Consider the following 24,967-nt stretch of genomic DNA (forward strand, 5'->3'; position numbering starts at 1 on the left):
CGCGGCACATTGCGCGACAGGACACCGAGGAGTGCCCCGAAGGGCCTTCCCGGAGGGGCCCCGCGGGAGTAGGTATGGCGGGACCACCGCTGCACCTCGCCGGAAAGGCCCCCATGCGCGCGCAGGATCCCGGAAAGCGTTCCGACACCACCGAGTCCCGCCGGCAGCCGCGCACGCCCACACCCACCGCGGCGCCCGCCGTCGGACCCGACGTGGCCGGCGGCGCGGAGCCGTCCGCCGCGGCGATGCTCGCGTTGCAGCGCAGCATCGGCAATGCCGCGGCGTCCCGCCTGGTGGACGAGGCGCGGCACCGGCACGGCGCCGGCTGCGGCCATCAGGAAGCGCCCGCGGTGCAGCGCTCCGCCGTGCACGACGTGCTGCGCGGGTCGGGGCAGCCCCTGAACGCGCCGGTCCGCGAGGAGATGGAGGCCCGCCTGGGCGCCGACTTCTCGGACGTACGCCTGCACACCGACACCACGGCGCAGCGCTCCGCGTCCGAGATCGGTGCCCGCGCCTACACCTCGGGCAGCCACATCGTGATCGGGTCGGGCGGCGCGGACCGGCACACCCTCGCCCACGAACTGACCCACGTCATCCAGCAGCGCGAGGGGCCGGTGGCGGGCACCGACCACGGTGACGGGCTCGCGATGAGCGACCCGTCGGACCGGTACGAGCGCGCTGCGGAGGAGAACGCCACCAGGGTCATGCAGGGCGCGCCCCCCGAGGCGGCCCCGCGGGCGGCCGAGGGGACGACGCAGCCGTCACCGGAGTCCGCCGCCCCGGCTCCGGGCACAGGACCGGTGCAGCGCAAGCTCGAATACGGGGCGTGGTCGGGGAAGTACATCAAGAACGAGCAGTTCATGAGCCTCTTCCCGCCGACGGAGCGGGGGGCGGGAGCCGAGGGTTTCGAGGCGCCCTTCCTGGACCTGGTCAAACAGGTGGAACAGGGCGGGCGCGAGGTGTACTTCCAGGAGCAGCCGCCGTCGGTGAGCGGCGCACGCGCGTCGTTCAGGGCCGACGGAGGCAGCGGAAGCCTCGCCATCCAGCCGCCTGCCGAGGGCGCGGGCCCCGCGGTACTGCGGGAGTTCGCCACGACGCTGACGCACGAGCTGCAGCACGCGGTGGACTTCATCAACAAGCGCTTCCCCGCCGACAAGGGCGTGAAGTACGCGGACGACACGGAGCAGAACAAGAAAATCGGCCACCTGGCCGCCGAGCTGCGGGCCTTCGGCGTCGAGGCGGCGGCGGGCGCGAAGCTGGCGCTCGGCGACCACTACGCCGAGGGCGAGAAGCCGTTCAGCTCCCTGGTGTCGGCCCTGAGCAGTTCCTCGATCTCGCCGGAGCAGAAGGCGCTGGCCATCGAGTTCCAGCACCTCGCCTCCTACTCGCGTACCCCGAAGGGCATACTCGCCGCCTTCGGCCCGGCCATCAACGTCAACTCCAGCAAGCTGCTGGAGCGGACCGCCGCCTACCTCAGCCAGTACAAGATCGTGCCCCAGATCCCTTCGTCAGCCGACACCCTTGAGTGGCTCAGGAACAATCCGCAGGCCGTGACGTCCGGTCTCGCCGAAGGCACCCAGCTGTATCTCAGCCGCAGGCCGCAGCTGAAGAAGTAGGCCGCCGGCCGGGCGCCGTGGTCGCGGGCGCCCGGCACCGGCCGCCCGGCCTCAGGCGCCGCCGCGCGGCTGCACCGTCTTGAGGACGGACGGCAGCGGGTACCAGTCGGCGGTGGCGAAACTGGCGTGGGCGGCGGCGAGTTGGCCCACCCTGGCCAGCGCCGCGGCCTCGGTCGGGCGGGTGCCGTCGATCTCCGGCGGCACCTTGTGCGCGTCGGTCATCACGAGAAGGTAGTGGCGGGTGTCGTACCAGGCGGTGTCGATGCCGTCCTTGAGGTAGGCCGACGCGTCGCCGTCGAAGACCACGAACCAGGGGCGCAGGGAGCGGTCCTGGTACCGCTCGCGGGGGTCGCCGGGCGCCGCGCCGTGCACCGCGGGGAAGGCCGTCGATGTGGCCAGTCGGCCCTGTGCCGCCAGGTCCTTGAGGTGGGTGGCGTACTCGACGTCCGTCCAGAGGTGGTCGAGCGGGTTCTTCTCCTCGACGGTGCCGGGGATCAGCTCGATCAGGAACTTGCCGGCCAGCGACGAACGGTCGGGCCAGCCGGCCGCTGCCGCCTCGTCCAGGGTGGCGTGCCCGGCGGCCAGGTCCCCGGGGCCGTAGACCGCGTCGCCGAGTTTCCGGCGGACCAGGGCGTCGAACTCGGCGGGGCCACGGCCGCCCTTGGCGTTGAAGCCGTCCTTCATCTCGACCTTGACGAGTATCGGGCGGTGGCCGGGGTGCGCGTCGTGCCAGGCCCGCATGTCGGCGAGGCAGCCGCCGAGGTCCTGGTTGCGGTCCTTGGTGCGCAGGTCGGACGCGCGGGACGCGTTGACGCAGTTGCTGTTGTTGCCGAGGGGATTGCTGTGCGAGACGCGCCAGGACGAGCCGAAGCCGTTGGACCAGACGTCGAGTTCGAGCAGCGCGGCGCCGGAGTCCAGCGCGTCCGCGAAGTACGGGTACTTGTCCTTCTCGTAGGCGTTGTGCACCCCCACGCCCGTGCTGGTGGCGTACGTCGTCGCGGCGGGTTCGGCGCCCGCCGGAGCGCTCACCACGACCATCGCCGCCGCCGCGACGGCGACCGCTGCCCCACACCGGACCTTGTTCATCTGTCCCGCCCTCCGTCTGGATCCCCCCGGCCGTGCGGACACTGCGCGGCCCGGCGCCGGTCGGCCGTGCGGCCGAATGGGCAGCAGCGTACGGGAGTTGAGGGTGTGCGGGGTGGGGCACTGCGCACCGCGGCACGCCCCGGTTTCCGGTCGGAGTGATCATCGGGGCACCATCAGGGCTGCACCGGCCGGCTTCGCGGGCCGGGCAACCAACGGAGGAACCATGACGAACCGTAAACCGCACACCGCCCTGCCCTGGGCCGCGGTGGTACTGACCGCGATCGTGGCGCTGTACATGGCGCTGGTCGCGTTCGGCAACATCACCGACTTCGGCACCAACCAGCAGTTCGTGCGCCACGTCCTGGCCATGGACACGACGTTCAAGGACACGGACCTGATGTGGCGGTCGATCACCTCGCACACGGCGGCGGACGTGGCGTATCTGGCGGTCATCGCCTGGGAGACCGCCGCCGCGCTGCTGCTGGCCGTGGGAGCCGCGTGGTGGGCCGTGCGGATACGGCACGAGGGAGGCAGGGGGCGGCTGTTGTCGACGCTGGGGCTGCTGATGGTGCTGGTGCTGTTCGGGGCCGGTTTCCTCGCCATCGGTGGTGAGTGGTTCGCGATGTGGCAGTCGAAGGACTGGAACGGGACGGAGGCCGCCACCCGCAACTTCACCATCGCGGGGATCGCGCTGCTGGTGGTGCAGCTGGCGGGGATGGGGGAACGGCGGGCCGAGCCGGCCGCGTAACGGCGGTGCCTGCCACCGGAGTCGGGGGGTGCGCTCGCGACTCCGGTGGCCCCGGTCACCAGGCGATGCGGTAGCCCGTCAGCCAGTCGGACGTGCCGGCGCCGCCGCGTTCGGCGCGAGATGCTGCGGCCTCGCGGGCGCGGGCACCGTCTTGTGTGCCGACCCGCCCGGCCAGGCCCGCGCTGGTGGCCACGACCTTCTCGACGCGGTCCCGCCGCAGCTCTTCGAACGCGGTGAACGCGGCGCGCGGATCGGCGTGGTCGCGCAGCGCACGGCCGAGCACCACGCCGTCCTCGATGGCCATCGACGCGCCCTGGGCGGCGTTGGGCGCAGCCGCGTGGGCCGCGTCGCCCAGGATGACCATGGTGTCGTTGTGCCAGGTGGGCGTGGTGGTGATGTCGTAGGAGTTGGAGGCGATGACGGTGTCGCCGGTGGCGCGGACGATGGCGGCGGCCGGGGTGTCGTCGTCCGCGAAGAGTGCGGCGATGCGCGAGCGCCAGTCGGCGGGGGTGCGGTCGGCGGCGCCGTCCCCGGTCAGTTCGTCGCCGGGGACGTTGGCGAACCACCAGACGTCGCCGTCGGGGGCGCGGGTGCAGCCGAGGAAGGCACGCTTCCCGGCGATCATGGTGTAGGTCTCGGGTGCGAGCGGGGTGTCGATGCCGTGCGCATAGCCGCAGACGGTGTTCTGGCCGGTGTAGCGGGGCCGCGGGGCCACGGGGTCGATGAGGGGGCGGGTGGCCGAGTGCAGGCCGTCGGCGCCGATCAGGACGTCGCCTTCGGCGGTGCTGCCGTCGGCGAAGGACGCCACGACCCGGTCGCCGTGCGGGCCGCTGACCGTCTCCGCGCCGACCAGCCGCTTGCCGTGCCGGACGGGGATGCCGCGGCGGGCCGCCTCGTCGTGCAGCACGCGGTAGAGCGTGGCCCGCCGCAGGGTGCGGGGGCCGAGCGCGGTGCCGTCGTCGATGCCGGAGATCGGCCGCTCTCCCCGCAGTTGGCCGTCGTCGCCGATGAGCGCGACCCGCCGGGCGGGGAAGGAGTGGTCGACGACGGGGCCGTGCGCGTCGATGACCCGCAGCGCTTCGAGGCCGTTGGTGAAGACCACGAGGAAGGCGCCGACGTCATCGGCGCCGGTCGGGTACGCCTCGAAGATCTCCGCTTCGATGCCCGCCTTGTGCAGGGCCATCGCGGTCACCGCTCCCGCGATGCCGCCGCCGATGATCAGGGCCTTCTCGGTCATGCGCTCCCCTGTCCTGAGCCGGCCGTGACCGGCGGTGGTGCGGCCCCGCGGGCCTGCGGATACCGGATCAACGTACCCGCGGGCCCGCCGGGGCGGCCGGGAAACCGCGCGCCGCGGTACGGATCAGCCCGCCGCGTAGACGTCCTCGATGTAGCGGCCCGACGCGGTCAACTCCCGCAGCCACGCATCGGATTCCGCGTCGGACGCGCCGGTACGGGCCGCGTGCACCGCGCGGAAGGCGGCCCGTACGCCGGGTGCCATCCGGCTGCCGTCGCCGCACACGTACACCCGCGCCCCGTCCTGGAGCAGCCGCCACACCTCGTCGGCATCGGCGGCGATGCGGTGCTGGACGTAGCGCCTGCCGTGCTCGGGCCTGGCGCTGAAGGCCGGGCGCAGGGTGATCGCGCCCGCCGTTTCGGCCGCGGCGAGTTCGGCGGCGTGCAGGAAGTCGGCGTCCGGGGCGTCGCAGCCGAAGTAGAGCAGCGCGGGGGCCGTGGTGCCGGCGGCGACGCGGTCGGCCACCGCGCCGCGGAAGGGCGCCAGGCCGGTGCCCGCCGCGACCATGATGACGGGGGCGGGGTCGGCCGGGTCGAGCCGGAACGCCTCCCGGCAGGGCTGCACCCGGGCGAGTACGGTGTCGCCCGGCCGCAGGCTGTGCAGGTGTCCCGATCCGGTGCCGCCGGGCAGCAGCGAGATCATCAGGTCCGCGTGCCTGGGGTCGGCGGCCGGCGACGACGACAGGGAGTAGTGCCGGGGGCGCAGCGGCGGCAGCAGGTCCAGGATCACCGGCCAGGTGAGGGCCTCGCGCAGCGCGGGGTGCGCCTCGATGAGGTCGATGAGGGTGCGCGGGTCGTCGTCGGTGAGGCCTTCCAACGCGGCCTTCTCCGGCGGGCACGGGTTGAGCGCCGCCAGCACCGCCAGGTCGCCGGGGGCGGGCCTGGCGCCCAACTCCAGGTGGTGGGTGAGGAGTTCGCGTACCGTCAGCGGCCGGTCGACGGGCAGCGCGGGGCGGCCGGGGCGGCCGTCGTGCAGGGCGATGACGGTGTCCTGGTCCACGCCGAGTGCGTGCGCGGCCCGGTCGACGGCGGCCGGTGCGTTGACCGGCAGTACCGCGAGGTGGTCGGCGGTGCGGTAGGACGTGCCGTCGGGCAGCGCTATCCGCAGGAACCGCTTGGGCCGCGGCCTGCCGGGGGCGGTCAGGTCGTACGCCTCGGTGACGGTCATCGGGACGACGTCGTGGCGGACGGCGAGGGCGTCCAGCGGGCCGCCGGTGATCTCGGTGACGGTGCGGGCGGCGGCGTCGGCGGCCGGGGCGCTCGCGCCGATGCTCGCCGGGTCGCCGAGGCGGATCAGCAGTTCGGTGCGGAGCGCGGCGCCGAACTGCTTGACGGCGCCGGTGAGATCGCCTGACGCGTCGGCTTCGGCGCGGGGCAGCAGCCGCTCGCCGCCGAGCGCGGCGAGCCGGTCGTCGATGCGGAGCGGCACATGCTGGTAGGTCGCCGCCCAGTTGCGGTCGCCGACACCCAGCACCGCGAACGGCACGCCGTCGGCTGCCCCGTCGGGCGCGGTGTCCAGCCAGCGGACGAAGGCGGCTGCGTCGTCGGTGGGCTGTCCGTTGTAGGAGGCGGCGACGATCACGGTGGGGCGGTCGGCTGGCAGCGCGCCCGCGTACGCGTCGAGCGGTGCCACGGCGGTGTCGAAGCCGATTCCTGTGGCCTCGTCGGCGAGGCGCTCGGCGAACTCGCGGCAGGTGCCGTAGTTGGTGCCGTGCAACAGCAGCAGCCCGGTGCCCTGCGGGACGCGGGTGGGCAGCCCTTCGGTGGCCGCGGGCGCCGCGTCGCCTTCGTCCGGGGTGCCCCCGGGGAGCACCGCGAGGGCGGCACGCACCGCGGCGCGGTCGGCGGGGGTGCGGGCGGCGAGGCGCAGGGTGAAGTCGTCCGGCTTGAGGGTGAGCGTCTCCTTGATGCGCAGCTGGTAGTCGCCGTGGTCGATCAGCCGGTAGCGGTGGGCCAGCAGGCCGAGCAGCATGGTGGCCTCGTGCAGCGCGAACTGCCGCCCGATGCAGGCGCGTTCACCGGTGCCGAAGGGCTTGTACGCGTGCGGGGAGCGGGCCGCCTCGGCCTCGGGACTGAAGCGGGACGGGTCGAACAGCTCGGGGTTGTCGCCCCACACCGGGTCGCGGTGCAGCATCGGCGTGAGCACCGTGACCTGCTGTCCGGCGCGGACCGGGTAGCGACCGCCGAGCAGGGTGTCGGTGCGGGCCTGGCGGGTGAAGGCGGCGGCGGTGGGCCACAGCCGCAGCGCCTCGTTGAGCGCCTGGCGGGTGAACGGCAGCCTGGCGATGTCGTCGAAGGACGGGTCGGGGTCGCTGTCATCGCCCCACAGCTCGTCGGCCTCGCGCTGGACCATGCGCAGCGCGACCGGGTCCTTGAGCAGGTGGTAGAGGGCGAAGGACAGGGCGCCCGACGTGGTCTCGTGTCCGGCGATCAGGAACGTGATGACCTGGTTGCGGATGTTGGCGAGGTCGAGCGCGGGCCCGGCACCGGCGTCCTGCGAGGCGCCGAGCATCAGGCCGAGCAGGTCGTCGTCACCGCTGACGCCGCTCTTGGTGCGGGCCTCGATGACCTCGTCGACGACGGACGCGAGGTGGTCGGCGTCGGCGCGGAAGGCCGCGTCGTCGGCGGAGTGGTCGCTGCCGGGCTCGCGGGCGAACTTCGTCATGCTCCACTGGAGGCAGCGCACCATCGACTCGACGAACGGGTGCGGGGTGTCGCGCGCGAACGACTCGAAGTCGAAGCCGAATCCGGCAAGTCCGATGGTGTCCAGGGTCATCCGGGTCATGTCGTCCGCGACGTCGGCGGCGGTGCCGTCGGCCGCCTTGCGGTCCCAGGCGGCCATCACCCGGCGGGCGACCTTGAGCATGGCCGGGTGGTAGGTGCGCATCGAGCCGAGCGCGAAGGCCGGCATCAGAACGGCGTGCGCCTTGGCCCAGTTGGGCTCGTCGTTGTACGCGGTGAACAGTCCGTCACCGGCGAACTCCCGTACGTCCTCCAGGACGACCGACACGCCCTTGGCGAAGCGGGTCTCGTCCGCGACCTCGGTGACCAGGTCGAGCGAGGAGAGGAAGATCGTCTCGCGGTCGTTGAGCTTGCGCTTGAACACCGGGCCGTGGATACGGGCGAGATCCATGGTCGTCTGGATGGGGGCGGCGGAGAGTCCGGCCGCCGAGATGTCGGCGACCGGTATGCCGTCGCCGCCGGTGGGTGCGTCGTCGTGGAGCGCGATCGTGTCGGTCATGTCTCCAGCGTGAGGGGCCCGGTGTGCAGGTCCCGGCCGGTCGACTGCATGATTGTGCAGTGAATTCTTCCCGCCGGGTCTTGCGGCGGGCCGAAGAAGGGTCGGACGAGGGGCCATGGACGACGGAACCGGCGCGGACGGGGCCGGATGCGACGGGCCGCGGCATCCCCGGGGTGCGTGGCCTGACGACCCCGCGGGCGACGCGATGTGCGGCCCGGACGACGGTGCGGCGCCCGGCGGTGACCGCCCGGATCCGGGCGGCGCGTACCGGGACGGCCCCTGGCGCAACTACTTCCTCATCCTGCTCGACCGCATCCCCATGCCGATCGCGGTGTGCCGGGCGGACGGCAGGGTGCTGATCGCCAATCCGGCGATGGCCGAGCAGTGGGGCGCGGCCCCCGGGCGGCTGCCTGGCCGCAATCTGCTGGACCTCTTCCACCCGCGCGACACCGCCCAGTTGGACCGGCTGACCGAGGCGCTCCGGATGGGCCGCAGGTCGCGCTATCCGGTGGCGGTGCGCTGGCGTGACAGGTCGCAAGGGCTGGAGCGGGAGGGCGAGCTGACGGTCGATCCGGTCGGCGACCCCTCGGTGCGACCGCCCGCCCTGCTGGCGCTGCTGCGGGTGCGCGACACCGCGCCGCCGCCCCCGCCGCGCGACCGGGCCGGCCCGGTCGAGGCCCGGATCCTGGCGCTGGCGGCCGGCGGTGCCACGACGGCGGCGATCGGGAAGGCGCTGGGCCTGACCGTGGACGGCGTCAACTACCACCTGACGCAGCTGTCCCGCCGCTGGCGGGTGCAGGGCCGTACCGCGCTGGTCGCCAGGGCCTATGTGCTGGGCGTGCTGGATCGGGACAGCTGGCCGCCTGAGCCGGCCTGAGAGCCGGTGCCGCAGCCGTCCGCGTGCCACCGCGCGGCCCCGCGGGGTACTCGGACGCGCGTACGGATAACCTCCCTGATGTGCAGGAAAAGCAGCCCGCGCCCTTCGAGCGCGGAACGGACGGCCCGAAGGTGATCGTCGTCGGCATCGACGGCTCCGACTCGTCGTGGCGTGCCGCCGCCTACGCGGCAGGGCTCGCCCGCCGCCAGGGGGCCATGCTGGCGCTGGTCTACGTCCAGCCGGTGCTGCCGGCCGGTGCGACCATGGGCGCTCCGGTCGTGGACGTCACCCACGAGGTGGCCGACGAGCTGATGGCCGAGATCCGCAGGTCGACCGAGCGGCTCCAGGGGATATACGACATGCGGTGGGAGTTCCACACGCTGCGCGGGGATCCGTACGCGGGCATGGTGCGGATGGCCGACGAGCTGCGGGCCGACGCGGTGGTGGTGGGCGCGTCCGAGTCGGCGGGGCACCGCATCATGGGCTCGGTCGCGGTCCGTCTGGTCAAGGCGGGGCGCTGGCCGGTCACGGTCGTCCCGTAGGGCCGCTCGGTCGATCAGGCCGGACGCCGCGAGCCCGGCCTTCCGCTGAGCGGACCGCTCCGCTGGTGGGCGGCCCGGTGCTGAGGCACCGTGGAGGTGCACGGGCGGAGCGCCGCCCCGGCGAGGGAGAGCACCGTGACCGACCGCACGTACCGGGTGACCGAAATCGTGGGCACCTCCCACGAGAACGTCGACACCGCGATCCGCAACGGTGTCCGGCGCGCTTCGCAGACCCTGCGCAATCTCGACTGGTTCGAGGTGGTCCAGGTACGCGGCCACATCGTCGACGGCGAAATCGAGCACTACCAGGTCGGACTGAAGGTCGGTTTCCGGCTGGAGGACGCCGGCTGACGCCCTGCCGCGTGTCGCCACGGTGAGCTCCCGGGCCGCCCGCCGGATACACCGGGAGTCGCCTTCCGAAGGGGCCGTCGACGGTCCATGATGGTCCGCCGTCAGGCTACGACGGAGGGCACGGAGGTCAGGCATGGCTCTGCGCGCGGGACACGGCGTACTGCGCCGGAAACCGATCGAACACATCGAAGAGGCGGAAGGCGGCTCGGGCCAGCAGCTCACCCGCGTGCTCGGGCTGTGGCAGCTGACCGCCATCGGCGTCGGCGGCATCATCGGCGCGGGCATCTTCACGCTGGCCGGGACCGTCGCCAACGGCAAGGCCGGTCCTGCCGTCCTGATCTCCTTCCTGATCGCGGGCATCGCGAGCGCCGCCGCGGCCTTCTCGTACGCGGAGTTCGCCGGGCTGATCCCGAAGGCGGGGTCGGCCTACACGTACGGCTACGCGGTACTCGGTGAGCTGGCCGGCTGGTTCATCGGCTGGGACCTGCTGCTGGAGTACACCGCGATCGTGGCGGTCGTCGCGATCGGCATCTCCGGCTACTTCAGCTTCCTGGTGGGCGAGTTGGGGGTGGATCTGCCCGCCTGGATGCTCGGCGCCCCGGGTACCGGCGAGGGGCACCGGGTGGACCTGTTCGCCCTGGTGCTCTGCCTGCTGATCGCGTATCTGCTGACGCTGGGCATCAAGAACGCGGCACGCTTCGAGATGATCGTGGTGGGCCTGAAGGTCCTGGTGGTCATCGGCGTGATCGCGGTCGGGTTCTTCCACATCAAGACCGGCAACTACTCGCCGTTCTTCCCGTTCGGGGTGAGCGGCGCGTTCACCGGCGCCGCCACCGTCTTCTTCGCGGTCTTCGGATACGACGCGATGAGCACGGCGGCCGAGGAGTCCAAGGACGCGCAGCGCCACATGCCGAAGGCGATCATCTATTCGCTGATCATCTCGATGGTGCTGTACGTGCTGGCCTGCCTGGTCCTGACGGGCATGCAGAACTACAAGGACATCGACCCGGAGAGCGGGTTCTCGACGGCGTTCAAGTCGGTGGGCCTTGGCAGTCTCGCGGACGTCATCGCGGTCGGGGCCATCATCGGCATTCTGACGGTCATGTTCACGTTCATGCTCGGGGTGACCCGGGTGTGGTTCTCGATGAGCCGGGACGGGCTGCTGCCGAAGTGGTTCGCCAAGACGCACCCCACCCGGCACGTGCCGACCCGGGTGACCTGGATCGTCGGCGCCGCCTCGGCGGCGATCGCCGGGTTCCTGCCGATCGGCGAGGCCGCCGAGTTGACGAACATCGGCATCCTGCTGGCGTTCGTGGTGGTCTGCGTCGCGGTGATCGTGCTCCGCTACAAGCGCCCCGACCTGCCGCGGACGTTCCGCACGCCGGGCATGCCGGTGGTGCCCGCGATCGGCGTGGTCTTCTCGCTCTGGCTGATCACGTTCCTGGAGTGGCAGACCTGGGTGCGGTTCGTGGTGTGGCTGCTGATCGGCCTCGTCATCTACTTCGGCTACTCCTACCGGCGGTCCGAGGTGGCCAAGGCCGAGCGGCGGGCGGAGCAGAACGACAGGCCATAGGGTCGGAGGGACGACGGGCGGGTCGCCGGGCGGGAAGCCGGCGGCCCGCCTTGTCGCGTCAGAAGACGAACGGGCCCGGGGTCTGGGCCGATGTGGCCTTGCAGGTGGCGGTGATGCCGAAGACCACGACCTTCAGCGAGGTGGCTTCGAGGCTGTCGCCCGCGGCGACCGTACCGGTGAGGGGGCCGGTGGAGACGGCGCTGCCGGAGGGGATCGCGGGATTGTCGCTGCCGCTGAAGGTGGTGGTGCCCGAGCCGTTCTTGGTCATCGTGAGGGTGGAGTTGACCGCGCCCGCGCCGACGTCGAGGGGCGCGGTGATCGCCGACGTGGACAGGCTGATGGTGGCCGCGGTGCCGTCCTGGGTGGCGGTGAGCGTCGCCGTGCCCGAGCCGTAACTGCCGCAGTCGAAGCCGATGGTGGCGGTGTCGGGGGTCACCGCGCCCGCGGCCGGTGCCATCGCGAGGGTGCAGGCGAGTGCCGCGCCGACGGCGAGTGCGGTACCGGTTCCGAGCGTGCCGTGTCTCATGGGGGATCCGCCTTCGTGAGGGGAAGAGGGCAGGCCGGCGCCGGGCCGTCGGGGTACTGGAGTGAACGGCAGGGCGTCCCACGGGGCCGCGGTGCGGTCCTGTGGCGGCCACCCCAGATCTGATGGGTGGTCAGCGACCTGAAGCGCTGACCATTGAGGCACGGGCCCCTGAAGAGAGCAAGGCCGACACCTCATGATTTTTGACGTGTCATTGTCAAACAGTCCGCCGGGGTGTGCCACAGCGGCACCCGACCCGACCTCTTGACGTGCACCTGCCCGACCTCAAGAATGAGCGCGCCCTGACATCGTTGTCGGCACCCTCCGGGCCGTACTCCCGGCGGACCGCCGCGCAGCGACGACTCCGGAGGTCCCGACCCATGCCATGGCTCAGTCGCACCCGGCTGCGCACCGCGGGCGCGGTGCTGGCTGCCTGCCTCATCGGGGGCGCGCTCACCGCCCCCGCCGCGCAGGCCACGTCCTCGGGCGGCCCGCTCACCGGCCTGGTCAACCCGTTCATCGGCAGCCGGAACGACGGCAACACCTACCCGGGCGCCGCCGTCCCGTTCGGCATGGTGCAGCTCTCCCCCGACACCGGCCACACCACCGGCTACGACTACGACGACACCCGCATCCGCGGCTTCAGCGCGGTGCACATATCCGGCGTCGGGTGCGGTCTCGGCGGCGACCTGCCGGTGCTGCCGACGACCGGCGACATCACCGAGACCGACTACGCGAAATACGCCGCCTCCTACCGCCACGACGACGAGTCCGCCCGCCCCGGCTACTACCGCGTCGGCCTCACCTCGTACGGCGGCATCGAGGCCGAGCTGACCGCCACCGCCCGTACCGGCAAGCAGCGTTACACCTTCCCGGCGACCGGCAAGGCCAACGTGCTGCTCAACGCGGGACAGGCGCTGCACGAGGTGACCTCCACCCGGGTCGAGGTGCTGGACTCGCACACCATCCGCACCTCCGTCACCGGCCACGGCTTCTGCCAGGACACCGCTCCGTACACCGTCCACACCCTCACCCGCTTCGACCGGCCCTTCGCGTCCTACGGGACCTGGGATGGCGACACGGTGCGGCCCGGCTCCCACGGCTCCACGGCCACCGGCAGGCACGGCGCGTACGCCCGCTTCGACACCCGCGAGGACCGCACCGTCGAGGCGACCACCGCGATCAGCTACGTGGACGCGGCGGGCGCGGCCCGCAACCTCCGTGCGGAGGGCGGCCGTTCCTTCGACCGGACGAGGGCGGCGGCCGACGCGGCCTGGCAGCAGCGCCTCGGCCACGTCGCCGCGCAGGGCGGCGGCACGACGCTGCGCCGTACCTTCTACTCCTCGCTCTACCGGTCCTTCCTCGCACCGAACGTCGGCAGCGACGTGGACGGCCGCTACACCGGCTGGGACCAAAAACCCCACCGGGCGCGCGGCTTCACCTACTACCAGAACTGGTCCCTGTGGGACACCTACCGCACCCAGGCGCAGCTGCTGGCGCTCCTTGCCCCGCGCGAGTCCCGTGACATGGCGCTTTCGGTGCTGCGGATCGACAAGGAGAGCGGCTGGCTGCCCAAGTGGGGCTACGGCACGGTCGAGACGAACATCATGACCGGCGACCCGGTCACCCCGTTCCTCACCAACGCCTACCAGCAGGGACTGCTCAAGGGCCACGAGGAGGAGGCGTACGCGGCGCTCAAGAAGAACGCCGACGGGGTGCCGCCCGCCGGTTCGCCCGCGGTCGGCCGGGAGGCCAACACCCCTTACCTGAAGCACGGTTTCGTGCCGTACATCAAGGGCCGCACACACACCAAGCCCGGCGACTCGGACTTCGACCACGGCGCTTCGGCGACCCTCGAATACGCGCTGTCGGACGCCATGCTGGCCCAGATGGCGCACGATCTGGGGCATCGCGCGGACGCCGACCGGTACGCGGCCAGGGCCCACAACTACCGCAGGATCTTCGACACCTCGACCGGCTTCTTCCGGGCGCGCGACGCGCGGGGCGCCTTCACCGGACCCGCCGACCCGGCCAAGAGCGAGGGCTTCCACGAGGGGACGTCCTGGCAGTACCAGTGGATGGTGCCGCAGGACCTGCCAGGGATGATCGGCCTGATCGGCGGCAAGGAGAAGGCGGACGCCAGGCTCGACGCGTTCTTCGCCTACCCGGAGCTGCTGAAGGACCCGGCGAAGACGGCCCGTGAGGTGTGGGTCAACGGCCCGTACGACTACTACAACGCGGACAAGTACAACCCGCAGAACGAGCCGGATCTGATCGCGCCGTACACCTACCTCTCCACCGGGAAGCCCTGGAAGACCACGGACGTGGTGCACGCCGCACTGACCCTGTTCACCGACACCCCGTCCGGGATGACCGGGAACGACGACCTGGGGACGATGTCGGCGTGGATGGTGCTGTCGTCGATCGGGGTGTTCCCCGTGCAGCCAGGCACCGACAGCTGGGGGCTGAGCACGCCGGTCTTCGACCGGGTGGACCTGACGCTGGACCGGCGCTACTACCCGGCGGGCCACTTCACCGTCACGGCACCCGGCACCTCGACCGCCCGCCGCTACGTACAGTCGGTGACCCTCGACGGCCATGCCGGCGACCGTACCTACCTGACCACCGACGACCTGCGCTCGGGCCGCCAACTGGCGTTCACCGTCGGCTCAAAGCCGTCCGGCTGGGGCACCGGGGAGCACGACGCGCCGCCGCCGGTGGGCACGTCAGCCGGAGCACAGCAGGCCGATCGCCAGGGCTGAGATCACCACGGCGGACACCACCGCCGTGAAGGACCGCCCCCGTGCGCCGGTCAGCACCCTGCCCAGGGCCGCTCCCCCGGCGGCGAGGAACAGCTGCCAGCTCGCGGACGCGGTGACCACGGCGGCCACGAAGGCCACGCCCCTGGCGGTGCCGAGGCCACCCGCCCCGGTGCCGCCCGCGAGCACCAGCGCCGAGAAGTAGAGGATCGCCCAGGGATTGACCAACGTCAGCCCCAGGAAGGCGAGATAGGCCCGGCCGGGGCGTCCCAGGACGTCCCGGCCCGCGTCTGCCGGGTCGCTCCCGCGGGCCCGCACCGCCCGTACGGCGGTGCGCAGCGCCATGGCCAGCAGGATGACGGCGGCGGTCGTGCGCAGCGGGCCCGCCACCGGGGCGAGTGCGTGCGAGAGCGCGGCGCCGCCGGCCACCGCGAGCAGGGCGTAGAGACCGTCGGCGGTCGCCACACCCAGCGCGGCCGTCGCCCCGACCCGGAACGAGGTCCGTGCCGTCACGCTCACCAGGAGTACGGCCAGCGCCCCGACGGGCACCGCCAGCGCATACCCCGCCCACAGCCCCGGCAGAAAGCCCTCGGTCAGCACTCCGCTCAGCGTCCCGCTCCAGTCGCTCATGCCGCCAGCATCGGCGGGCCCGGCCGTTCGGGTCCATCGAAGGTTTCCGCACGGTGTCGTGCGGCGGCGCCTTACGATCGCTTGATGATCGACCCCCGGTTGCAGACCCTCCGTGTGCTGTCCGAGCGGGGCACCGTCACCGCCACCGCCGAGGCCCTGCATCTGACGCCTTCGACGGTCTCGCAGCAGCTGCGGCAGCTGTCGGCGCGGCTCGGTGTGGAACTGCTGGTGCCTGATGGGCGCAGGGTGCGGCTGACGCCGGCGGCGTGGGCGCTGGTCGGGCACGCGGACGCGCTGTTCGCCCGCTGGGAGGAGGCCCGCGCCGACCTCGCGGGATACGCGGACCAGGTGGCAGGGAGACTGCGGATCACCGGCGTCGCGACGGCCATCACCGGCGTGATCGCACCGGCCGCCGAGCGACTGCGCCGTGAACTGCCGCGGCTGCACGTGGAGATCGGCGAGGACCCGGGCGAGAACCGCTTCGAGCTGCTGCTGGCGGGCCGGGCCGACATCGCCGTCGTGATCCCGGCGCCAAACGGGCCTCCGGCGGCCGACATACGGTTCACCCAGCAACCGGTGCTGCGGGAGCCGCAGGATCTGCTGGTGCCCGCCGGGCATCCGTTCGCCGCCCGAGCCGCGGAGGGTGTGGAGCTGGCGGAGGCGGGCGATGAGGTCTGGATCCGCGCGGGCGATCCGGCCGATCAGCACCAACTGCTGCCGGCCGCCTGCGCGTCCGCCGGATTCACGCCGCGCACGTGCCACCACGCGGTCGACTGGTACGCCATCGCCGCGCTGGTCGCCCACGGCTTCGGGATCTGCCTGCTGCCGCGGCTGGCCCCGGTTCCCGGGGACTGTCCCGTCGTGCGGGTGCCGCTGCGCGGGAACCCGGTCCCGGTGCGGCGGTTCGTGGCGGCGGTGCGCCGGGGCAGTGAGCGGCAGCCGCCGGTCGCCCGCGGCCTCGCGGCTCTGCGCGCGACCGCGGACGAGCGGGCGGCGAAGGGGATGTGACGGGCCGTCAGCCCTGGAGTGCGGCCCAGAACTCGTCGAACGACATCCGGCCGTCGCCGTCGCTGTCCTTGGACTTGATGACCGACTCGGCTATCGGTCCGGTGACGAACGGGTCGCCCATCTCGGCCATCGCGCGCTTGAACTCATCCGGCGTGACCAGACCGTCCTGGTCCGCGTCGAACCGCTCGAACTGCTCCTTGGCCTTCTCGATGTCTGCCACGAGAGGTGCCCCCTTCGTCGTGTCCGGTGATGTGACCTGCGTAGATTAGCCGACGGTCAGGTGGCATCCCGGCGGCCCCTCCACCGGGCCAGATAGGGCGCCGTGCGGCCATCGCCGGCAGCCGCGACCTCGGCCGGTGTGCCGGCCACCACGATCCGGCCGCCGTCGGCGCCGCCGCCGGGACCGAGGTCGATGACGTGATCGGCGCCCGCGACCACCCCCATGTCGTGCTCGACGACCACGACGGTGTGCCCCGCGTCCACCAGGCCGTGCAGCTGGCGCAGCAGCACCTCGGTGTCGGCCGGGTGCAGCCCGGTCGTGGGCTCGTCGAGGAGGTAGAGGGTGTGGCCGCGGCGGGTGCGCTGGAGTTCGGTGGCGAGCTTGATGCGCTGGGCCTCGCCGCCGGAGAGTTCGGTGGCGGGCTGGCCGAGCCGCAGATAGCCGAGGCCCACGTCCTGGAGGGTGCGCAGGCTGCGGGCGGCTGCGGGCACGTCGGCGAGGAAGCCGGCGGCGGCGTCGACGGTCATCTCCAGGACGTCGGCGACGGTGTGGCCGCGGTGGGTGATCTCCAGCGTCTCGGGGTTGTAGCGGGCGCCGTGGCAGGCGGTGCAGGGCGCGTAGGTGCCGGGCAGGAAGAGGAGTTCGACGGCGACGAAGCCCTCGCCCTGGCAGGTCTCGCAGCGCCCGGAGGTGACGTTGAAGGAGAACCGGCCCGCGGTGTAGCCGCGGGCGCGGGCCTCGTCGGTGGCGGCGAAGAGCTTGCGGACGGCGTCGAACAGGCCGGTGTAGGTGGCGAGGTTGGAGCGCGGGGTGCGGCCGATCGGCTTCTGGTCGACGCGGACCAGCCGGTCGACGGCGTCGAGGCCGTCGACGCTGCCGATCCTGGCCCTGACCTCCGGGTCCTCGGCCGCGCCCGCCGCTTCGGCCGCTTCACCGGCCCCCAACTGCCCGTCGGACGCGCCCAGATGGTCCCGCACCGCGTCCGCGAGGACCCGGGTGACCAGGGTCGACTTGCCCGATCCTGAGACGCCGGTGACCGCGGTGAAGACGCCGAGCGGGACGTCGGCGTCCAGGCCGCGCAGATTGTGCAGGGTGATGCCGCGCAGCCGTACGGTGCCCGATGGGGTGCGGGGCGCGCGGTCCGGGAGCGGTGGCGGGTCGAAGAGGAATCTGCGGGTGGCGGACTCCGCGCTGTCGGCGAGCTGGGCGACCGGGCCGCTGTGCAGCACCCGTCCGCCCAGTTCGCCGGCGCGCGGGCCGACGTCCACGAGCCAGTCGGCGTTGCGCACCACGTCCATGTCGTGCTCGACGACGAACAGCGAGTTGCCCGCCTCCTTCAGCCGGCCGAGCACGGTGAGCAGCGACTCCGTGTCGGCCGGGTGGAGTCCGGCGGACGGCTCGTCCAGGACGTAGACGACGCCGAAGAGCCCGGACCGCAGCTGGGTGGCGAGCCGCAGCCGCTGGAGTTCGCCGGCCGAGAGGGTGGGCGCGGGCCGGTCCGTGCTCAGGTAGCCGAGGCCGAGTTCGGTGAGCACGCCGATCCTGGCGATCAGGTCGCGGGCGAGCGTCGGGGCCACGCCGTCGTCCGGCGCGTCGGCGGTGGGGCGCAGCAGCCCGGCCAGCGCGGTCAGCGGCAGGGCGGCGAGTGAGGCGATGTCGTGTCCCGCGAAGGTGACGGCGAGCGCTTCGGGGCGCAGCCGCCGGCCGTCGCAGGACGGGCAGGGCTCGGCGACCATGAAGCCGCGCACGCGGCTGCGCAGCGTCTCGCTCTTGGAGTCGGCGAAGGTGTGCAGCACATAGCGTCTGGCGCTCATGTACCGGCCCTGGTAGGGGCGTTGGATGCGGCCGACGTCGCGGACCGGCTCGACGGTGACGACCGGCTGCTCGTCGGTGAACAGGATCCAGTCGCGGTCGGCCTGCGGCAGCTCGCTCCAGGGCCGGTCGATGTCGTGGCCGAGTACGGCGAGGATGTCGCGGAGGTTCTTGCCCTGCCAGGCGCCGGGCCAGGCGGCGACGGCGCCGTCCCTGATGGTGAGCGAGGGGTCGGGGACCAGGGAGTCCTCGGTGACGCGGTGGACGCGGCCGAGACCGTGGCAGGCGGGGCAGGCGCCGGCCGCGGTGTTGGGCGAGAAGGCGTCGGAGTCGAGCCGTTCGGACGTGCCTTCGGGGTAGTCGCCGGCCCGGGAGAAGAGCATCCGCAGGGAGTTGGAGAGGGTGGTGACGGTGCCGACGGACGAGCGCGAGGTGGGGGCGGAGCGCCGCTGTTCCAGGGCGACGGCGGGCGGCAGTCCGGTGATCTCCTCGACCTTGGGCGCACCGACCTGGTGGATCAGCCGGCGGGCGTAGGGGGCGACCGACTCGAAGTAGCGGCGCTGCGCCTCGGCGTAGAGGGTGCCGAAGGCGAGAGAGGATTTGCCCGATCCGGACACCCCGGTGAACGCGACCAGCGCGTCCCTCGGGATGTCCACATCGATGGTGCGGAGGTTGTGCTCACGGGCGCCGCGCACCCGTACGTACGAGTCGGTCATCCCTCCATGATCGGGCACGGCCGTCCGGGGCGTCGGGCGGCCCGGCCGCTCAGCCGGTGGCGGTGGCGGTGGCGTCCTTGACCCGCTCGCGTGCCTCCTCCCACGGCAGCGGGGTGGCGACCAGCGCGCGCAGCGCCCTGACCTGGCGTGGCGGGAGGCCGGCCGCCAGGACGCCGGTGGCGGTGCCGTCCCTGCCGTAGAGGGCGACGGTGCGGTGCGCGGCGCGGTCGATGACGGTGGTCTCCACCTGGTCGGCGCCCGCCGTGAGCCCGTACGCCTGGAGCTTGATGCCGTACTGGTCGGACCAGAAGTACGGCACCGGCGCGAACGGGCGGCGTTCCTGGGCGGGGGTGTCGTCCGCCGCGGATTCCGGTGCTTCGGCGGCCAGTTCGGCCAGGAGGTTGCGGGCAGCGGCCATGCCCTGCTCGGTGGCGTTCATCCGGTGTTCGAAGCGGAGCGGTGCGCCGTGGACGGGGTGGTCCCAGCGCGCCACGTCGCCCGCGGCGTAGATGCCGGGGGCCGCCGCGCAGTACGCGTCGCAGCGCAGCCCGTCGCTGGTGTCCAGCGCCGGTTCGTCGCGCAGCCAGCCGACGGCCGGTTCGGATCCGATGGCCAGCAGCACGGTGTCGGCGGGCAGCAGGCCGCCGTCCGCGAGCCGTACGCCGGTCAGCCGCGCGCCCTCGTCCGTGCTCCCCGGCGCGGTCTCGAAGCCGTCGACGGCGCCGGTGAGCAGCCGTACGCCGCGCGCCCGGTGCTCATCGGCGAGCAGCGCGCCGACGCCGGGGCCCACGGCACGCGACATCGGCACCGGGTCGCGGCCGACGAGAGTGACCTCGTGCCCCAACTCCCGTGCCACGGCGGCGGCTTCGCAGCCCAGGACGCCGTTGCCGACGACCACGAGGCGACGGCCTCCGCCGGTCATCCGGGCGCGCAGGGCCAGCGCGTCGTCGAGGGTGCGCAGGGTGCGCACGCCGTCGATGTGCGCGGCCCCTGGCAGGGTGCGGGCGGCGACGCCGGTGGCGATGATCACTCCGGCGCACCTGAGCTGTTCGCCGCCGTCGAGGGTGAGGGTGCGGGTGGCGGCGTCCAGGCCGGTCGCCCGGGTGCCGAGCCGCAGGTCGAGGCCGAGCGGGTCGAGCTGTTCGGCGCTGCGCAGCAGCAGCCGCTCGGCCTCCCAGGTGCCGTGCAGCAGCTGCTTGGACAGCGGCGGCCGGTCGTAGGGAAGGTGTGTTTCGTCGCCGATGAGGGTCAGCGGTCCTGTCCAGCCGAAGCGGCGCAGCGCCTCGGCGGCGGCGAGCCCGGCGGCCGACGCGCCGACCACGGCGAGCGGCAGGGCGGTCATGCGTGCAGCTCGATGACGGCGGCGGGGCAGATCGCGGCGGCTTCGCGGACCGCGTCGTGCTGTGCGGCGGGCGGCGCGTCGTCGAGCACGACGACGACGCCGTCCTCGTCACGCTGGTCGAAGACCTCGGGGGCGATCAGCACGCACTGGCCTGCGGCGCAGCACTTGTCGGCAGCAATGGTGATCTTCATGGCAGGACTCCCGTGGGGTGGTTCGGTGTGCGGATGCGGTCGGTTCGGGGCGGCACGGGTGGGTGGTGCCGCCCCATGTCACCAGGTGACGGGCAGGGCGTGACAGCCGTAAATCGACATGTCGGTTCGGAACGGGACCTCGTCGACCGGCACGGCGGGCCGCAGCGCGGGGAAGCGGCGCAGCAGGGTGCCGATGACGACCTGCAGCTCGACGCGGGCCAGCGCCTGGCCGAGGCACTGGTGGATGCCGTAGCCGAAGGCCACGTGGTGCTGGGCGTTGGGCCGGCAGACGTCGAGGCGGCCGGCGTCGGGGAAGACGTCCTCGTCCCGGTTGGCGGACGGCACGGCGACGACGACACCCTCGCCGGCGCGGATGAGGTGCCCGTCGATCTCGACGTCGGCGGTGGCGACCCGGCGCGGTCCGTTGCGGATGATGCTGTGGAAGCGCAGCAGTTCCTCGACGGCGCCGCGGATCAGCGCCGGGTCCTCGCGCAGCCGGCCCGCGGACTCCTCGTCCCGCATCAGGGTGAGGGCGCTGAGGCCGATCATGTTGGCGGTGGTCTCGTGCCCGGCGATCAGCAGCAGGGCGGCGAACGAGACCACGTCGTCGTGGGTGATCTCGCCGGTCCGCTGCTGCTCGACGATGAGCCGGCTCAGGATGTCGTCGCCGGGCGCCGCCTCCTTCGCCGTGACCAACCGGTCGAGGTAGTCACGGAGTTCGGTGCGCGCGACGCCCCGTTCGCCGTCCGCGACGGTGCGCGAGAGCAGCGTGCCGGTCAGCCGCTGGAAGAGGGCGTGGTCGTCGTAGGGGACGCCGAGCAGCAGGCTGATGACGAGCGAGGGTACGGGCAGCGCGAGGGCCTCGATGAAGTCCACCGGGCCCTGCTCGCGCTCCATCGCGTCGCACAGTTCGTCGGTGATGCGCTGGATCTCCGGGCGCAGCGCCTCGACCCGCTTGACCATGAATTCACGGGTGACCATCCGGCGCAGCCGGGTGTGCTCGGGCGGGTCCATGCGGATGAAGCCACGGTGCTCACCTGCGGTGGCGCCGCCGGTCATGCCGCTGAGCGGGTAGCCGGCGATGGTGGTGTCGGAGCTGAAGCGGAGGTCGCCGAGTATCGCCCGGATGTCCGCGTAGCGGGTCGCGAGCCAGGCCCAACTGCCGTCCGGGAGCGAGATCTTGGAGATCGGCTCCTCGGTGCGCAGGGCGCCGAACTCCGGCGGCGGGTCGAAGGGGCAGCCGCTCGGCGGCTGGACGGGAAGGGGCGCCGGTGCGGCGGCGGAAAGAGTCATCTTCGCTCCTCGGGCGCACACCGTCGGGGGTGTGCGCCTCACGTCGGACGTATCGCCTAACACTCGTAAACTTACAACCGTAATGAGCAGGTGAACGGGCCGGGGGTGCCGGAAGAGGGAACCCGCGGGGGCGGGAACAGCAGGAAACCGCGCCAAGGCAGGGCAAGGCGGGCGCGGAAGGGCAGGGAACGGGCGGGAGGCGCCCGGAGGGCACGGCTCAGGAGACAGACGCGGGCGGCCGGAAAGGGCGGTGGCGTCCGGGAGGACGGCGGCGACGCGGGGCTAAGCGGCCGGTCACCTTTCGACGAGGAACATCAGCATCCCTCGATGAACGTCAGCGCTCCAGGAGCAGATGCAGGACTTCGTCGACGAACCTGTCCAGCCGGCTGGCGTCCTTGCGGCTCGGCATGACCTGCCAGATCATCACCCGGCCGTGCACCGACGACCACAGCATGTACGGGGCCTCGGAGCGGGCGCAGCGGACCCGCCAGCCGGCGTCCTCGCAGGCCGTCAGCGCGTCGTGCCAGCTGCGCACCACGAGACCTGCCGGGTGCCCGGCCAGCCGCTCGGGACCGACCGGCGTCTGCCGGGTCTCGTAGAGCAGGCGGTAGGTGGCGGGGTGCTCGACCGCGTAGTGGCAGTAGGCGCGCAGCTGGGCGCGGAGCCTGGCCACCGGGTCGGCATCGGCCCCTGCCTGCGCGGCGGCTTCGGACATCGCCCGCGCCAGCCGCTCGAAGCTGATCTCCAGGGTCGCCCAGACCAGCTCGGTCTTGTCGGCGAAGTGGCGGTAGATGCTCGGGGCGGCGACCCCCGCCTCGCGGGCGACGGCACGCAGCGACAGCGCGTCCTCGCTGCCGACCTGCTCCAGGAGACGCTCGGTGGCCCGCAGCAGCTCCTCACGCAGCCGGTCGCCCTGACCGCGTGGATTCCTGGCCCGGGTGGCCGCATTCCCGCTCACTGCCCGCCGGTCCTCTCCCCTGCTGCCCTGCTTTCGGCACCCTGCCGCGTCCACCAGGGTTTCACACCGCGGCGGCCCGGCCCACGCGAGGGCATGTCCGTCAAGTCCGGATGCGGAACGTACAACGTGCCTTGACCGGCCGAAACGGCCTCTCGGCAGCTACTGCGCCGATTGCTTCTCCGCACCGTTGAGCACCCAGTCCGCCACGGCCGCGGCAACGTCGGCAGCGCTGCTGCCGGTGGTGGTGAACTCCCGGCCGATCGCGAGGCGCAGTTCCTCCGCGTCCTCGACCGCTTCCTCGATCTGCTCGGGTGTCCACCCGCGAGCGGCGAGGCGTACCCGCCTGTCCGCGTCGTCGCAGTCCAGGCGCCCCCATGCGGCGCCCGGCGGATTGCGGGCGTGTGCGGTCGCCGCCGTCCATTCGTCCGGCGCGAGGGGGCACAAGATCAGCACAGGGCTGCCCGCCCGGAGCAGCATCGTCGCGATCTTCACCCAGAGCCTGTTGTAGGCGGGCCATGCCAAGCTCGCCTCGGGCGAGGCGATGTCGATCCCGAGCAAGCTGCCGTCGGATTCCAGCAATTCATCGAAATCGACGGTGGCGAACGGGTACGCCCCCAGGTGGCGCAGGAGCGTGGACTTCCCGGCTCCTGGAGCACCGGTGACGACGTGCAGCTGAGGAAATCCGGTCCTGTCCATCGCGGACAATGTACCGACCTGCTGGGACCGGGTCGTCACGGTCGCCTTCGCACGGCCTCGGCACGGCCGGTTTCCTCAGTCCCCCATCACAAGACCGTGCTTGGCCGCGCCCCGGCTCAGCGTCGTCCGGCGGATTTCCTCGCGTACGGCCGCCAGTTCCCGGCTGAGCTTCGCGGACTTGCCGAGCTTCCGCACGCGTCCCGTTTTCGTGTCGAACCACTGCGGGATGAACTCGGCCTTTGACGCGCGCCACCGGTCGCCGTCCTCCGCGGGAGGCGTGAAGGTGAACCGGGCGACGGTCCCCATCTTCCCGTGCTTGTTTCTCATCTCGCCCGCGATTTGGTCGCCCAAGCCGTAGACGACCCACGTCCCCCCGTCGCTCACCTCTTGATCGTCCTGCGTGTCACCGTCCCCGGAGCCGTTGACCTTCTCGTACGGCTGCGGGGTGCGTGCGCGGCTGCCGACGATGAGGTCGATGTCGGGACGCCCGTCGGTCTCCGACGCGGTGAGGACGCGGGCCAGTTCGGTCTGCTGCGCGTCGGGGGCGGTGCGGTACTCGGTCCCCCAGTGCGCGCTGACCACGACGAGGTCGGCGCCCGCCCGGCGGGCCGCGCGGGCGTCGGCGATGATCCGCTGCTCGTCGGCCAGGTTCACCGCCCACGGCGCGGCGGCGCCCCGGCCCTGCGCGCCGACGGTGTACGAGAGCTGGGCGACCTTGGCGCCGCCTGGCGCCGTGAGCAGCGCGGGGCGGGACGCCTCGGCGACGCTGCGGGCCGTACCGGCGTGCCGCAGCCCCACCGTGTCCAGGGCCTCCAGCGTGCGGCCGACGCCGTCGGCGCCGCGGTCCAGGCTGTGCGCGGACGCGGTCGCGCAGGAGTCGAAGCCGGCGTCCTTGAGGGCGGTGGCGACCTGGGGCGGCGCCTGGAATTCGCGGCCACTGGCGAAGGGGCCTTCCAGCGGGCCGAGCGGCGTCGGCAACTGGCACAGCGCGAGGCCGGCCGACGCGATGACGGGCTTGATGCCCTTGAGCATCGGCCGGTAGTCGAAGCCGCTGCTCTGCGCGTCCTGCTGCGCGGTGTCCAGCACCGTCGCATACGAGGCGAGGACGTCGCCGGACGCGACGAGGGTGAAGGGGCTCTTGGCGGGCTCCGCTGACGCGGCGGGCGCGGGGGCACCTGCGTGCCCGCCGGGGGTGGCCCGCGGGGACGGCGGTGGCTGCGGCGCCTCGGTCCTGGCGGCGCAGCCGACGGCGAGACCGGCGAGCAGGACGGCCGCTGCATACCTGGTATACGCACTCATGAGCGAGGCATATCAGCATCAACCGGACGGAAATCGCCGTCGCCCGCCGGTGTCCCGCGTTATCCCCCGTACGGCCGGTCGTGTGCCGGGCGAGACCGCCTAGATGAATGAGTCCGATGTTCTCAGTGGTCGTAGGCGGTCAGGGATCGTTTGGCTGGGGCTCCGGTGGTCCAGTTGTGCCAGATGGCGGTTG

General features: G+C 72.6%; 21 protein-coding genes. 8 read left to right on the forward strand and 13 right to left on the reverse strand.

Annotation, left to right across the window (positions count from 1 at the left end; all coding sequences use genetic code 11):
- Nucleotides 1-74: 74 nt before the first annotated feature.
- On the forward strand, nucleotides 75-1,616 hold the full coding sequence (locus tag ACGFNI_RS07255) for a DUF4157 domain-containing protein (protein WP_393681391.1): 1,542 nt from the start codon (nucleotides 75-77) through the stop codon (nucleotides 1,614-1,616).
- Nucleotides 1,617-1,667: 51 nt separating this feature from the next.
- On the opposite strand, the gene ACGFNI_RS07260 is transcribed toward ACGFNI_RS07255, so the two are convergent.
- Nucleotides 1,668-2,702, reverse strand: coding sequence for a phosphatidylinositol-specific phospholipase C domain-containing protein (locus ACGFNI_RS07260; RefSeq protein ID WP_393681393.1), 1,035 nt, complete (start codon nucleotides 2,700-2,702; stop codon nucleotides 1,668-1,670).
- 223 nt (nucleotides 2,703-2,925) lie between these two features.
- Between ACGFNI_RS07260 and ACGFNI_RS07265 the strand changes: the two genes are divergently transcribed.
- Entirely contained in the window at nucleotides 2,926-3,450 is a 525-nt protein-coding gene (locus ACGFNI_RS07265; RefSeq protein ID WP_393681395.1) for a DUF2165 domain-containing protein, read from the forward strand.
- A gap of 55 nt (nucleotides 3,451-3,505) precedes the next feature.
- Here the strand turns inward: ACGFNI_RS07265 and ACGFNI_RS07270 are convergent, their stop codons facing one another.
- Both ACGFNI_RS07270 and ACGFNI_RS07275 read right to left on the reverse strand, forming a co-directional pair.
- Nucleotides 3,506-4,687: an FAD-dependent monooxygenase gene (locus ACGFNI_RS07270; protein WP_393681397.1), complete on the reverse strand. Its 1,182-nt coding sequence runs from the start codon at nucleotides 4,685-4,687 to the stop codon at nucleotides 3,506-3,508.
- 123 nt (nucleotides 4,688-4,810) lie between these two features.
- A complete protein-coding gene (locus ACGFNI_RS07275) occupies nucleotides 4,811-7,984 on the reverse strand; it encodes a bifunctional cytochrome P450/NADPH--P450 reductase (RefSeq protein WP_393681399.1) in 3,174 nt (1,057 codons plus the stop codon).
- A gap of 205 nt (nucleotides 7,985-8,189) precedes the next feature.
- Here ACGFNI_RS07275 and ACGFNI_RS07280 point away from each other — a divergent pair, with 205 nt between their 5' ends.
- From ACGFNI_RS07280 to ACGFNI_RS07295, 4 genes are all read left to right on the forward strand, one after another.
- Nucleotides 8,190-8,861, forward strand: a complete 672-nt coding sequence (locus ACGFNI_RS07280) for a PAS domain-containing protein (protein ID WP_393681489.1) — start codon at nucleotides 8,190-8,192, stop codon at nucleotides 8,859-8,861.
- Between the two features lie 80 nt (nucleotides 8,862-8,941).
- On the forward strand, nucleotides 8,942-9,403 hold the full coding sequence (locus ACGFNI_RS07285; protein WP_393681401.1) for a universal stress protein: 462 nt from the start codon (nucleotides 8,942-8,944) through the stop codon (nucleotides 9,401-9,403).
- Between the two features lie 135 nt (nucleotides 9,404-9,538).
- Nucleotides 9,539-9,754: a dodecin gene (locus tag ACGFNI_RS07290; protein WP_393681403.1), complete on the forward strand. Its 216-nt coding sequence runs from the start codon at nucleotides 9,539-9,541 to the stop codon at nucleotides 9,752-9,754.
- A 133-nt stretch (nucleotides 9,755-9,887) separates the two neighbouring features.
- Complete coding sequence (locus ACGFNI_RS07295) at nucleotides 9,888-11,327, forward strand: amino acid permease (RefSeq protein ID WP_393681405.1); 1,440 nt, start codon at nucleotides 9,888-9,890, stop codon at nucleotides 11,325-11,327.
- Between the two features lie 58 nt (nucleotides 11,328-11,385).
- On the opposite strand, the gene ACGFNI_RS07300 is transcribed toward ACGFNI_RS07295, so the two are convergent.
- Nucleotides 11,386-11,853, reverse strand: coding sequence for a hypothetical protein (locus ACGFNI_RS07300; RefSeq protein WP_393681407.1), 468 nt, complete (start codon nucleotides 11,851-11,853; stop codon nucleotides 11,386-11,388).
- 377 nt (nucleotides 11,854-12,230) lie between these two features.
- Between ACGFNI_RS07300 and ACGFNI_RS07305 the strand changes: the two genes are divergently transcribed.
- Nucleotides 12,231-14,612 carry a GH92 family glycosyl hydrolase gene (locus ACGFNI_RS07305; protein ID WP_393681409.1) on the forward strand — a complete coding sequence of 794 codons (2,382 nt, stop codon included), beginning with the start codon at nucleotides 12,231-12,233 and terminating at the stop codon, nucleotides 14,610-14,612.
- Here ACGFNI_RS07305 and ACGFNI_RS07310 read toward each other — a convergent pair.
- Complete coding sequence (locus tag ACGFNI_RS07310; protein WP_393681410.1) at nucleotides 14,577-15,239, reverse strand: LysE family transporter; 663 nt, start codon at nucleotides 15,237-15,239, stop codon at nucleotides 14,577-14,579. The genes ACGFNI_RS07305 and ACGFNI_RS07310 overlap by 36 nt on opposite strands.
- 84 nt (nucleotides 15,240-15,323) lie before the next feature.
- On the opposite strand from ACGFNI_RS07310, the gene ACGFNI_RS07315 reads away from it, so the two are divergent.
- Complete coding sequence (locus tag ACGFNI_RS07315) at nucleotides 15,324-16,247, forward strand: LysR family transcriptional regulator (protein WP_393681411.1); 924 nt, start codon at nucleotides 15,324-15,326, stop codon at nucleotides 16,245-16,247.
- A gap of 7 nt (nucleotides 16,248-16,254) precedes the next feature.
- Here ACGFNI_RS07315 and ACGFNI_RS07320 read toward each other — a convergent pair whose 3' ends face one another.
- From ACGFNI_RS07320 to ACGFNI_RS07355, 8 genes are all read right to left on the reverse strand, one after another.
- Entirely contained in the window at nucleotides 16,255-16,467 is a 213-nt protein-coding gene (locus ACGFNI_RS07320) for an EF-hand domain-containing protein (protein ID WP_393681413.1), read from the reverse strand.
- Nucleotides 16,468-16,523: 56 nt separating this feature from the next.
- Entirely contained in the window at nucleotides 16,524-18,995 is a 2,472-nt protein-coding gene (locus ACGFNI_RS07325; RefSeq protein WP_393681414.1) for an ATP-binding cassette domain-containing protein, read from the reverse strand.
- A 49-nt stretch (nucleotides 18,996-19,044) separates the two neighbouring features.
- A complete protein-coding gene (locus tag ACGFNI_RS07330; RefSeq protein WP_393681416.1) occupies nucleotides 19,045-20,337 on the reverse strand; it encodes an NAD(P)/FAD-dependent oxidoreductase in 1,293 nt (430 codons plus the stop codon).
- Nucleotides 20,334-20,528, reverse strand: a complete 195-nt coding sequence (locus ACGFNI_RS07335) for a ferredoxin (protein ID WP_393681418.1) — start codon at nucleotides 20,526-20,528, stop codon at nucleotides 20,334-20,336. The genes ACGFNI_RS07330 and ACGFNI_RS07335 overlap by 4 nt, the downstream gene beginning before the upstream one ends.
- Nucleotides 20,529-20,606: 78 nt before the next feature.
- On the reverse strand, nucleotides 20,607-21,821 hold the full coding sequence (locus ACGFNI_RS07340; protein ID WP_393681420.1) for a cytochrome P450: 1,215 nt from the start codon (nucleotides 21,819-21,821) through the stop codon (nucleotides 20,607-20,609).
- A gap of 334 nt (nucleotides 21,822-22,155) precedes the next feature.
- Complete coding sequence (locus ACGFNI_RS07345) at nucleotides 22,156-22,779, reverse strand: TetR/AcrR family transcriptional regulator (RefSeq protein ID WP_393681422.1); 624 nt, start codon at nucleotides 22,777-22,779, stop codon at nucleotides 22,156-22,158.
- A gap of 159 nt (nucleotides 22,780-22,938) precedes the next feature.
- Complete coding sequence (locus tag ACGFNI_RS07350; protein ID WP_393681424.1) at nucleotides 22,939-23,475, reverse strand: hypothetical protein; 537 nt, start codon at nucleotides 23,473-23,475, stop codon at nucleotides 22,939-22,941.
- Nucleotides 23,476-23,550: 75 nt separating this feature from the next.
- Nucleotides 23,551-24,774 carry a CapA family protein gene (locus ACGFNI_RS07355; protein WP_393681426.1) on the reverse strand — a complete coding sequence of 408 codons (1,224 nt, stop codon included), beginning with the start codon at nucleotides 24,772-24,774 and terminating at the stop codon, nucleotides 23,551-23,553.
- Nucleotides 24,775-24,967 lie beyond the last annotated feature (193 nt).

Source organism: Streptomyces sp. NPDC048644 (assembly GCF_043199105.1).
GTDB lineage: Bacteria > Actinomycetota > Actinomycetes > Streptomycetales > Streptomycetaceae > Streptomyces.

Coding starts and splice junctions, on each gene's coding strand:
- ACGFNI_RS07255 (WP_393681391.1), top strand. CDS start 75: ATGGCGGGACCACCGCTGCACCTCGCCGGAAAGGCCCCCATGCGCGCG.
- ACGFNI_RS07260 (WP_393681393.1), bottom strand. CDS start 2,702: ATGAACAAGGTCCGGTGTGGGGCAGCGGTCGCCGTCGCGGCGGCGGCG.
- ACGFNI_RS07265 (WP_393681395.1), top strand. CDS start 2,926: ATGACGAACCGTAAACCGCACACCGCCCTGCCCTGGGCCGCGGTGGTA.
- ACGFNI_RS07270 (WP_393681397.1), bottom strand. CDS start 4,687: ATGACCGAGAAGGCCCTGATCATCGGCGGCGGCATCGCGGGAGCGGTG.
- ACGFNI_RS07275 (WP_393681399.1), bottom strand. CDS start 7,984: ATGACCGACACGATCGCGCTCCACGACGACGCACCCACCGGCGGCGAC.
- ACGFNI_RS07280 (WP_393681489.1), top strand. CDS start 8,190: ATGTGCGGCCCGGACGACGGTGCGGCGCCCGGCGGTGACCGCCCGGAT.
- ACGFNI_RS07295 (WP_393681405.1), top strand. CDS start 9,888: ATGGCTCTGCGCGCGGGACACGGCGTACTGCGCCGGAAACCGATCGAA.
- ACGFNI_RS07300 (WP_393681407.1), bottom strand. CDS start 11,853: ATGAGACACGGCACGCTCGGAACCGGTACCGCACTCGCCGTCGGCGCG.
- ACGFNI_RS07305 (WP_393681409.1), top strand. CDS start 12,231: ATGCCATGGCTCAGTCGCACCCGGCTGCGCACCGCGGGCGCGGTGCTG.
- ACGFNI_RS07310 (WP_393681410.1), bottom strand. CDS start 15,239: ATGAGCGACTGGAGCGGGACGCTGAGCGGAGTGCTGACCGAGGGCTTT.
- ACGFNI_RS07315 (WP_393681411.1), top strand. CDS start 15,324: ATGATCGACCCCCGGTTGCAGACCCTCCGTGTGCTGTCCGAGCGGGGC.
- ACGFNI_RS07325 (WP_393681414.1), bottom strand. CDS start 18,995: ATGACCGACTCGTACGTACGGGTGCGCGGCGCCCGTGAGCACAACCTC.
- ACGFNI_RS07330 (WP_393681416.1), bottom strand. CDS start 20,337: ATGACCGCCCTGCCGCTCGCCGTGGTCGGCGCGTCGGCCGCCGGGCTC.
- ACGFNI_RS07335 (WP_393681418.1), bottom strand. CDS start 20,528: ATGAAGATCACCATTGCTGCCGACAAGTGCTGCGCCGCAGGCCAGTGC.
- ACGFNI_RS07340 (WP_393681420.1), bottom strand. CDS start 21,821: ATGACTCTTTCCGCCGCCGCACCGGCGCCCCTTCCCGTCCAGCCGCCG.
- ACGFNI_RS07350 (WP_393681424.1), bottom strand. CDS start 23,475: ATGGACAGGACCGGATTTCCTCAGCTGCACGTCGTCACCGGTGCTCCA.
- ACGFNI_RS07355 (WP_393681426.1), bottom strand. CDS start 24,774: ATGAGTGCGTATACCAGGTATGCAGCGGCCGTCCTGCTCGCCGGTCTC.